The 9,873-nt window shown below is 53.1% G+C and carries 7 protein-coding genes, 1 rRNA gene and 1 pseudogene; 8 read left to right on the top strand and 1 reads right to left on the bottom strand.

Features of this window, described 5'->3' with window-relative positions:
- Nucleotides 1–115: 115 nt before the first annotated feature.
- The 7 genes from rrf (at nt 116) to ACJROR_RS07825 (ending at nt 8,710) form a co-directional block, all read left to right on the top strand.
- Nucleotides 116–230: ribosomal RNA gene (rrf, locus tag ACJROR_RS07855) — 5S ribosomal RNA — on the top strand.
- Nucleotides 231–442: 212 nt separating this feature from the next.
- Entirely contained in the window at nt 443–1,576 is a 1,134-nt protein-coding gene (locus ACJROR_RS07850; RefSeq protein WP_406546642.1) for a glucosaminidase domain-containing protein, read from the top strand.
- Between the two features lie 27 nt (nt 1,577–1,603).
- A complete protein-coding gene (gene flgK, locus ACJROR_RS07845; protein WP_406546641.1) occupies nt 1,604–3,610 on the top strand; it encodes a flagellar hook-associated protein FlgK in 2,007 nt (668 codons plus the stop codon).
- A gap of 4 nt (nt 3,611–3,614) precedes the next feature.
- The gene (gene flgL, locus ACJROR_RS07840; RefSeq protein WP_406546640.1) at nt 3,615–4,805 is read left to right on the top strand and encodes a flagellar hook-associated protein FlgL; all 1,191 of its coding nucleotides are present in this window, start codon (nt 3,615–3,617) and stop codon (nt 4,803–4,805) included.
- A 375-nt stretch (nt 4,806–5,180) separates the two neighbouring features.
- Complete coding sequence (locus ACJROR_RS07835) at nt 5,181–5,411, top strand: ferrous iron transport protein A (RefSeq protein WP_406546639.1); 231 nt, start codon at nt 5,181–5,183, stop codon at nt 5,409–5,411.
- On the top strand, nt 5,408–7,642 hold the full coding sequence (gene feoB / locus ACJROR_RS07830; protein ID WP_406546638.1) for a ferrous iron transport protein B: 2,235 nt from the start codon (nt 5,408–5,410) through the stop codon (nt 7,640–7,642). The genes ACJROR_RS07835 and feoB overlap by 4 nt, the downstream gene beginning before the upstream one ends.
- A 240-nt stretch (nt 7,643–7,882) precedes the next feature.
- The gene (locus tag ACJROR_RS07825; RefSeq protein WP_406546637.1) at nt 7,883–8,710 is read left to right on the top strand and encodes a metal-dependent transcriptional regulator; all 828 of its coding nucleotides are present in this window, start codon (nt 7,883–7,885) and stop codon (nt 8,708–8,710) included.
- A gap of 105 nt (nt 8,711–8,815) precedes the next feature.
- Here the strand turns inward: ACJROR_RS07825 and ACJROR_RS07820 are convergent, their stop codons facing one another.
- Nucleotides 8,816–9,133 (bottom strand): type II toxin-antitoxin system RelB/DinJ family antitoxin, encoded by a 318-nt coding sequence (locus ACJROR_RS07820; RefSeq protein ID WP_406038707.1) that lies wholly within the window; start codon nt 9,131–9,133, stop codon nt 8,816–8,818.
- Between the two features lie 482 nt (nt 9,134–9,615).
- Here ACJROR_RS07820 and ACJROR_RS07815 point away from each other — a divergent pair.
- A pseudogene (locus tag ACJROR_RS07815) lies at nt 9,616–9,873 on the top strand (flagellin); the annotation flags it as partial.

Genomic DNA, 9,873 nt, shown 5'->3' with positions numbered 1-9,873 from the left:
TCCCATTCCGAACACAGAAGTGAAACGGATCAGTGCCGATGGTAGTGTAGCATTCGCTATGTGAGAGCAGGTCATCGTCAGGCATATGATTTTATTTTATGTAAAGCAGGGTTCGCCCGGTGACCATAGTGCTGTTGTACCACCTGTCCCCATTCCGAACACAGAAGTGAAAAGCAGTAACGCCGATGGTAGTGTAGCATTCGCTATGTGAGAGTAGGTAATTACCGGGCATTTATCATGGAGAAAGCCTTCGATTGTGAAGGCTTTTTTCGTTTCTGATTTCTCATTTTATCGCTTTATCAGTTTTCTTCCTTTTTCGACGCTGTTTCCTGTTGTTATTCCGAGTTTTTCAGATGACCATTATCATGCTTTGGCATGATGTTTGCTTCCCTTCTTACAGATATTTCAGCTGTGTCTGATATTTGTTTTTGGCGGAGGCAATATGGATATTAAATCAGATGCCCGTAATCTGGGGCTGGTTCAGGATGTTCACAGTCTTAACCGTCTCCGCGACATGGGCCGCGAGGATTCCTACGAAGCCCGGAAGCAGGCTCTGTACACGGCTGCAGAACAGTTTGAGTCGCTTTTGAATCAGTTTTGGTTCAAGGGCATGCGGGAAGCTAATGACGAAATATGTCCTGACAGTCCCCTTAAAACCTCTGACGGGGGGCTTTTTCAGTCAATGCTGGATGAGCAGATTATTACCGGCGTGGCCAAAGCCAATGCCGGCAGCAAGTCCTCCCTGACCACGCTTCTGGTTAAGCAGTTTGCCCGGAGCATGGGGGACGACGGAAAAAGGATCATCGCGGAAATTGACGGCAGCGCCGGATCTGCTGCCGCTGCCCCGGATCATCCTGACCGCCGGAATTTTGGCATTGCTCCTTCTTCTGCTTCCCCGCTTTCCGCCAGTCCGCTGCCGGCTCATCTCCGCATGACTGACACCCGCAATGCCGGCAATGAGACCAGAGATCGCATTCTGGATATGGAGCTGGGCCCCAGAAAGGCGCCGGAGCGGATTAAGGCCTACGGCAGCGTTGATGACAGCCGTTATGATTCCGATATGTCCTTTGACAGTCCCCGGGACTTCGTGGCCAAGCTCATGCCTCTGGCTCGCAAGGTGGCCCGCAAGTTCGGGCTCAATCCTGTGGTTATTGTCTGTCAGGCCGCTTTGGAAACCGGCTGGGGCAAGCATATCGGCGCTGATAACAATTTCTTCGGGATCAAGGGGAATTCCTCCTGGAAGGGCCGTACCGCCGTCAAATCTTCGCCGGAATTCGAGAACGGCCGGATGGTTAACGAGCTTTCCTCCTTCCGGGCCTACAATTCTCCCCGGAAAAGCTTTGAGGATTACGCCAGTCTTATTTCCTCCAATACCAGATACGCCCGGGCTGCCTCTGTCAGCAGTGATCCGGATCAATATTTTGAAGAAATTCAGAAAGCCGGGTACGCAACTGACCCGAATTATGCATCGAAACTTAAAAAAATATACAGGCATGACGCCTTCAGCGGTTATGCGGGACAGGCTGCGGACAATAAAGCTCCGGAAAAACCGGCCCCCGCCCCGGCTGAACACTGATCTGCCACGCTATCAGGAGAGAGAATTATGTCGGACATGCTGAAAATCGGAACCAGCGGCGTTCTTGCTCAACGAGCCATGCTCCAGACCACCAGTAATAACATCAGCAATGTTAATACTGAGGGGTATTCGCGGCAGCGCACCATAATTCGCACCAATGTTCTGGACCAGGGAGCCGGCTTTAACACCACTTCCCGGATCCTTAACACCTATGCCGAAAGAGAGCTTTTAAGAGACAATGCCCGGGTAGGCTACTACACCGCCAAAACCGAAGCCATTACCATCATTGACAGCATGCTTTCCAGCGATGCCACCGGGCTTAATCCGGTGATCTCGGATCTGTTTGCGTCCATCCAGGGCGCTAACTCCGCTCCCACGGAGCTTTCCTCCAGAAATTCTCTTATGGGCAATCTTGAGGTGTTTACCAACCGGGTGAACAGCATCGGCAATAATATTCAGGAGCAATATCTCACCAATAACCGCAAGATTGAAGAATCCGTCACCAGAGTTAACGATCTCCTCCAGAGCATCTACAAGTTTAATTCCCAGATTGTGGAGGCCAGCACCGATACCAGCTCCGCCGCTTATCTCCAGATGCAGGATCAGCGGGATCATCTTATTACTGAGCTTTCGGAAATCATTGACATTAAAACCGTGGAGCAGCCCAACGGCTCCTGTTACGTCAACATGGCATCCGGCTCGACCCTGGTACTGGGAGACGGCTGCGCCACCCTCATGGTGGAGCCCTCCAGTCTGGACGAGACCGAGTATCATCTGGGCCTGACCTATAACGCCGACAACGGCTACACCCTGCTCAGCGATGATGTAGGCGGCAAGCTGGGGGGATACTTTGATGCCGGAGATGAACTCCGGGGGGCGCAGCGGAATCTCGGCAAGGTGGCCGTGGCGCTGGCTGACAGTCTGAACAAGCAAAATAAATCCGGCATTACTCTGGAAAACAAGGCCGGCGATGCCCTGTTTAATCTTCCGGAAACCCGGGTGTTCACCAGAAGCGCCACCTGCGGCATGACCATGTCCTTTATGGAGGGCTATGCCAGCAACGTCACCGGCAAGGACTATCTTATTAAAATCAACAATGACGGCACCTACACCCTGAATGAGAAGAACGGCAGCGAGCTTACGGAGATCTTCCAGGGGAATGTCGATGATCTTAACGGCACCATTACCATTCCGGACCTGGGTTTTCAGGTAGAGGTTTCGGGGGTGCCCACGGCCGGGGACGAATTTCTGATTCAGCCCACGGCCAATGTCAGCTATAACCTTTCCCTGAAAATCAACCGCCCGGAGGATTTTGCCCTGGCCAGCGTTATCAGGGGCAGCGAGGACTCGCAGAATCTGGGAAATGCCACCATCTCCATTGACGGGGTAACCAACACCGATGCCTTTTCCGCTTTCAGCATGACGCCCTCGGACAGCATAAACGGTTCTGTCTTTGCGGCAGGGGCTCCGGTGCGGGTGGTGATAAACGCCGCCGGAAATTATGAGGTTCATGACGCTTCTGACAATATTATTGGCACGACTCTTGCTTCGACAAAGGGCGGCAATATTCTGGCAAATATGCTTTCAGATGTTAATGATCCTGACAGTCTGGTGTTTGGCGATGCGGAGACGTATCCCGGCTTTGACTTCAGCATTACCGGCACGGTCAGAAACGGCGACAGCTTTGTCATCGGGCTTAATACCAATGGTTTCGCAGACAATTCCAACGGCATCCTGATGCAGAATCTGGAACAGGCTCAGCTGGTGCAGGGACGGATCAATCAGACGGTTTCCGCGGCCTACAGCGATATGGTCAGCGATTTGGGCAGCACCATATCCGTGAGCAATGTCAATCTGGAAGCGGCTACGGCCAAGAGGGATCAGACTCTCACCATTACCGAGGAGTCCAGCGGCGTGGATCTCAACGAGGAAGCCTCCAATCTGGTGCGGTATCAGCAGTGCTACCAGGCCTGCGCCAGAATAATATCCGTGTCGCAGACGGTTTTTGATTCATTATTGAGCGCTCTGGGGTGATATTATGCGAGTAACTACAGGTTTAAGCTTTGACAGAAGCGTGCGCTATATGCAGAACTCAAACGCCCGGCTGGAATCCCTGGATCGCCAGTACAACACCGGAGCCAAGTTCGCCACCGCTTCTGAAAATCCCACCGGCATGGGCACCAAGCTCCGGCTGGATGCGGAAATCGCCAGCTATAAGCAGTATTCCGTAAATGCCGGACTGGCCGCGGATCAGCTGAATCTGGAGGAAACCGCCCTGAGCTCCATTTATGAATATATGCTCCATGCCGTTACCAGCATGCAGGCCGGCGTTAACGGTACCTACGATCAGGCAAACTTCAATACCGTGGCTCAGGATCTGGAAGAAACCCGGGACATGCTGTTCAATCTCATGAATACCAAAACCGCCGGCGGCGAATATATCTTCAGCGGCAATCAGTCCCTGACCCCGGCGTTTTCCAGAACCTCCGACGGGGCGTATATCTGCAATGCCGACGGCGGCCGGAGACAGGTGAAGGTCTCTCCCTCAGTGACTCTTACCACCTCCGACAGCGCGCTTTCGGTGTTTGAAAAGGCTCCTTTGTGCCGCACCGCAGCTTCTCCCACCCCCGGGGTGACGCTGTCATATGAGAACAGCGATGAATTCGACAGCTTTGTTAACGGCTATACCAATGCCTATGACAGCAATGATCTTAATATTTCCGTAACCGGCGATGCCTACACCATCACCGGCCGCGGCGGCGAAACCTTGCAGACAGGCACGGTGTCCCCCGAGGGCATCATCGATTTCAAAGGCCTGGAGATTACCATGCCCCCCGGAATGGACAGCGCGGTGATTTCGCTGGATCCCCCGGCCAACGATAATGCGCTGAATACTCTCACCGGCATTATCAATGTGCTCCGGGATGAAAGCATATCCGCCTATGACAAGGCCCAGGCGCTCAGGATGGGGCAGGTGTCCCTGAACGGCGCCAAGGAAAACGTCAACCTGGCTCTGGGCCATGTGGGCTCCCGTCTCAGCAACATTGACGCGGTGATAAACTCCAATGACGCGCTCTCCGATATTAAAACAGAGGTGCGGGCTAATGAGTGCGAGGTTGATGTCTACGAGGTGGTGGCGGAGCTTTTGCAGGAGCAGAATGCTCTCAATGTAGCCCGGCAGACCTTTAGCTCCGTGCACGGCGAAACCCTGTTTGATTACATCCGCTGACAGCTTTTTCTTAAAGGGCTGCAGTTTAAAGCTGCGGCCCGGCGCTGTCCGGTCTTACGGTTATCCTTTGCCGGTTTTCTTCATTTTCCGGTTTATTTTCAGATCCTTTTTGCCTCTTTTTCCCTGTTTTTACCTCCCTCCGTTTTTGCTTTGTTTCCCAGCGGGCCTTGTTGTATAAGGTTTGGCATCATTATTCCCTCGGTTCCGACGGCCCTCTCCGGGAGGCCGGAAATTTTTTGCCGTCGTTTCAAGGGATTTCTTGAAAATTTGAAACTTTGTGCTAAAATTGCCCCCAGTTATTAGCATTTGCTAACATCATTTAGCAAATGCTAAGCATTGACATGTTATGACCATAGGAAATTTTAAGGATCAGGAATGTTGCTCAGTGAATTGAAGCCGGGCCAGACTGCCGTGATAAAGGCGGTTAAAACCGGTGATCTTCATGCCCGCAGACTTTATGAAATGGGGTTTCTGCCCCGTACCAGGGTCTCTCTGGAGCATGTTGCCACTCTGGGATCTCCGATAATTGTGGGAATCAGAGGATTCAGCATAATTCTCGGAAATCATGACGCGTCCTCCATTGAGGTAGAGGTAATATCCGCATGAATACCAATAGCAAGTGCTGCTGTGAAAGCCCTGAGGTTCCTCAGGACAATGCCGCCAGAAGAGTCATGTTTATCGGCAATCCCAACAGCGGCAAAAGCACTCTTTTTAACCGGCTCTGCAATCTTCACGTGAGAACCGGAAACTACCCCGGAGTAACGGTGGCCCGTCATACCGGGAGATACAGCAGCAGTATCCAGATGGTGGATCTGCCGGGCATTTATTCGCTTTCCAGCGCTTCCGCCGAGGAAATTATTGCCCGGGACGAGCTTCTGAACGGCCGCTGCGATCTTATTGTGAACATTGTTGATGCCACCTCTCTGGAGCGAAGCATGTATCTCAGCATGGAGCTCCGGGAGCTGGGACTTCCCATGGTGCTCCTTCTCAATATGTGGGACGATGTTGAAAAGGAAGGCATCAGCATTGATGTGCCGGCTCTGGAAAAGGATCTGGGCTGCCGGGTGATTCCGGTAAGCGCCACCAGAGGCGACGGCATAAAGGAGCTTCGGGAATACCTGGATAAGGGAGAATGGCAGGCTCTGCCGCCGCTCTGTCCGGGAAACCAGAAATTTGCCGCTGCCATAAGTGAGATTACCGCCGGCATCGCCCCCGCTTATGAAAAGAGAGCCTCCTTTCTGGCTGCCAGCGCTCTTCTCGGGGATCGCATTCCGGAAGACTGCTTTAAGAATCCGGATACGGCCTCCCTGGTGGAAAAGCACCGCGCCTCTCTGGCCGCTGATACCGAAAGCGGCAGCATCTACGAGGCTTTGGCCGCGCAGCGTTACGGCTTCATTTCCGAGTTCATGTCCCGGCATGTTAAGGTGGCCCCGCACAAGAAGACGCTGACAGAGAAGCTGGACGCCGTGGTGCTGAACCGCTTCATGGCGCCGGTGATTTTTGTGGCGGTGATGTTCTTTGTGTACTTTATCTCAGTCACCTGGCTGGGGAGCATTCTTACTGACTGGACTAACGACACGCTGTTCGGGGAAATGATTATTCCCTGGACCAAGGAAATGATGGAGAAGCTGGAGTTCTCCGAGCTCGCAGCATCTCTCGTGAGCGACGGCATTGTCGGCGGCGTGGGTGCGGTGCTGGGCTTTGTGCCGCAGATGATTATCCTGTTCCTCATGCTGGCTCTTCTCGAGGAATGCGGCTATATGACCAGAGCGGCGTTTTTCCTGGATCGGGTGTTTAATTTCTTCGGTCTCAGCGGCCGGGCCTTTATTCCGTACATTATCGGCACCGGCTGCGGCGTTCCGGCTCTTATGACCGTGCGCACCCTGCCCGAGGAAAGCGAGAGACGGGTTACCCTGTTTACCGCCACCATGATCCCCTGCAGCGCCAAGCTTCCCATTATTGTGCTGTTTGCTTCGGCAATTTTCAGTGATTATGCCTGGTTTCCGGCCGCTATTTACTTTACGTCCGTGGCCATTATCATCATTTCGGCCTTGATAATGCAGAAGTTCCAGGACTTTAAGAGCTCTCCGGCTCCCATGCTGATGGAGATGCCGCTTTACCACATTCCGTCTCCCAGAGTGGTGCTCCTTACGGTGTATCAAAGGGTGCGGGCATTTATCAAAAAAGCCGGTACGATCATTTTTGCCTGCTGCGTGGTGATCTGGACTCTGTCTTCTCTGGGCTACAGCAGCGAGGAGGGCATTCATACCGTTTCCGAGCCTGATGAAAGCATCCTGGCGGATGTGGCGCAGCCGGTGTCCGTGGTATTTGCTCCTTTGGGCTTTGATGATTACCGGGCTACAGTGGCTACGGTTTCCGGACTTTCGGCCAAGGAAGTGGTGGTCAGCACCCTCAGCGTCTTTGCCGGAGCTGAAGAGGATGCCATTGACAGCGAAGAGGATGAGGTGGTTACCGGACTTTATGAAAAGGTGCGCAATAACATTTTCCACATCGACGAAAAGGGCGCGGCCGGACTTCTGGCAGCTCTGTCCTTTGTGCTGTTTAACCTCTTCACCGTTCCCTGCGTGGCTGCGGTAGGCACCCTCCACCGGGAAATCGGCGGCGGCCGGCTCTTTTGGTACGCTATTGCGTATCAGCTGGGCTTCAGCTACGGGTTTGCCTTTATCGTCTACCAGCTTGCCATGCTCATGGCCGGGTACGGTTTCGGGATCATGACAGGAGTTGCCTTGGTTCTTCTGGGGGTATTCCTGTTCCTGATGTTCCGGAAGGGCCCCTCCGAGAGCGCGGAAATTCCTTTTGTCATGGTGACTAAGTAGGAGACCCGAAAAATGCCGGAATTTCCGGCAGTGAGAATGAGGCTGCGCCGCAGGGCGCGGCCTTTTTTAATTCGTGGGCTCTATGAAGGCAATTTCGGAAGGGCGGGCCGGTTTTTTATGGCTGCCGGCAAATGCATCTTCAAATGTTTGACTTTATCTCGGGAGCCTGCCTATTATTACTCTTTAATGCTTTCCGGTGACATGCGGGTTTGTCAGAGCGCGGAGAATCAAGGAGGAGCGGTGGCGACATATATAGATTCGGAATCTGAAGAAAATTATCTCGAGACCATTCTGCTTTTATCGGGCTCCGGTTCCTTTGTGAGGGGCATTGACATTGCCAAAAAGCTTAAGGTGTCCCGGCCGTCGGTAAGCCGGGCCGTGGGGCTTCTTCGGGACAAGGGGCTGGTTACCCTGGAGAAGGGCAGCTTTATCAGTCTTACCGAGGACGGGAAGAAACTCGCCCGGAAGGTGGCCGCCTACCATCGCCTCCTGAGATCCTTTCTGGTTTATGCCGCAGGCATTTCTCCGGAGCAGGCGGACATCGATGCCTGCCGCGTTGAGCATGTGGTAAGCGCCAGCACTGTTAAGGGCATCAGGAATTTTTTGAAAAGGGAAAACGTCCCTGCCGATAGCGGCATTGATTCCTCCCACCTCCCGGAAATCGGCGAGCTCAATGAATCCGGGGAAAACTATATTGAGCATATCTACATGATGTCCCGGGACGGGAAAAGGGTGCGTTCCACCGACCTCGCTCAGGCTCTGGGGGTATCCCGGGCTTCCATCAGCCGGGCCATGGACGTGCTTACCAATCTGGGCCTTCTGAACCGCGGGGAAAAGGGCGACCTCATTTTAACCCCGGCGGGGGAGGAAAAGGCCCGCAGCATCTATGCCCGGCATGTGGTGTTAACGGGATTTCTGGAACAGCTTCTGGGGGTGTCCCAGAAAATCGCCGAGCGAGATGCCTGCCGCATGGAGCATATGCTTAGCGAGGCGGCCTTTAACGGGCTCCGTGATTTCTGGGAGAAAAAGCAGGGTGAGGGCAGCGCCGGAAATGCAGCAGGGCGTTAAGAAAAACATGAGATGCGGTTTGCTCCCGGCTTTTTTTGCAAAGCCCCTTCCTTGCCGGGGGTATTTCAGAGAGGCAGACGGAACATGCCGATAGCTTATTGGTGACTATTTCCGGGCTTTGGCAATTTCAGCATTGATTTCATCAAGGGGCATGTCCTGAATCCCGTGCTCTAAGGCTATTTGACTTGCTTTCCTTAATGCCCGGATTCCGGCATTGTCAGCTCCGGAGTTGCCTGCCCAGATGCTGCCTGCATGGTCTTCGTTTTCCGGTTTCATGCTGAAGGGAAGGGCTTTCTCCTGAACCAGCCGAGACAGGCACATTCTGAGGTATTCCGGGAGGCTCAGTCCAAGTTTTGCTAAGATCCGCATAGCTTCAAGCTTCTCTGTTTCATCTGTTCTGAATTGCACCAGGGTGTTTGCCATAATCAGCGCCTCCTTGCTAGCTTGTTAATTTGCTTCCCGTCATTATCATAGCTGAAAAGGCACAATCGAAAAACGACTCTGTTACGAATTCTGCCGTTACTTCGCGAAGTTCTCCCGTCTTTCCCCGTCAGTATTTCCCGGATTACTGCCGCTGTCGCCGGTAAATTATTGCCGCCGTCAAAAATCCGCTCCCGAATTGCCGGTTCACCCGGTGTCCGCCTGATAAATGCCAGTATTCAGCCGCCGGGGCCTGAGCTATTGTCCTGATCAAGCGGAAAGGCTGTTTTGGAAAGAGTTCACAAAGCCTTGCAGCATAACCCCTGAAAAATTTTTACCCCCAAAATCTCCTTTCTGGCATGAATATTTCATGGAAGATAAAAACAAAAGAGAACCGTCCCCGGGGCGGCTCTTGTACCATGCTGAAGCAGCCACTGCGAATAATAATAAGCTTCAGAGGATAGATTAGCTTAGGAGATTTAAAAATGGCTTTATATGTAAATACCAACGTTTCGTCGCTGAATTCCAATCGCAATCTGGCCAATGCCACCAATGCGCTGGATGTATCCTACAAGCGCCTGGCCTCCGGTCTCCGCATTAACAGCGCCAAGGATGACGCCGCCGGCCTCCAGATTTCCAACCGTCTCACCTCCCAGATCAACGGCCTTAATCAGGGCAACCGCAATGCCCAGGACGGCATCTCCTATGCCCAGACCGCTGAAGGAGCCATGGACGAAATGACC

The sequence above is a fragment of the Succinimonas sp. genome (assembly GCF_045225735.1).
Lineage (GTDB): Bacteria > Pseudomonadota > Gammaproteobacteria > Enterobacterales > Succinivibrionaceae > Succinimonas.
The sequence above is the reverse complement of the archived record's forward strand: the minus strand, read 5'-3'. Positions and strand labels throughout refer to the sequence as shown.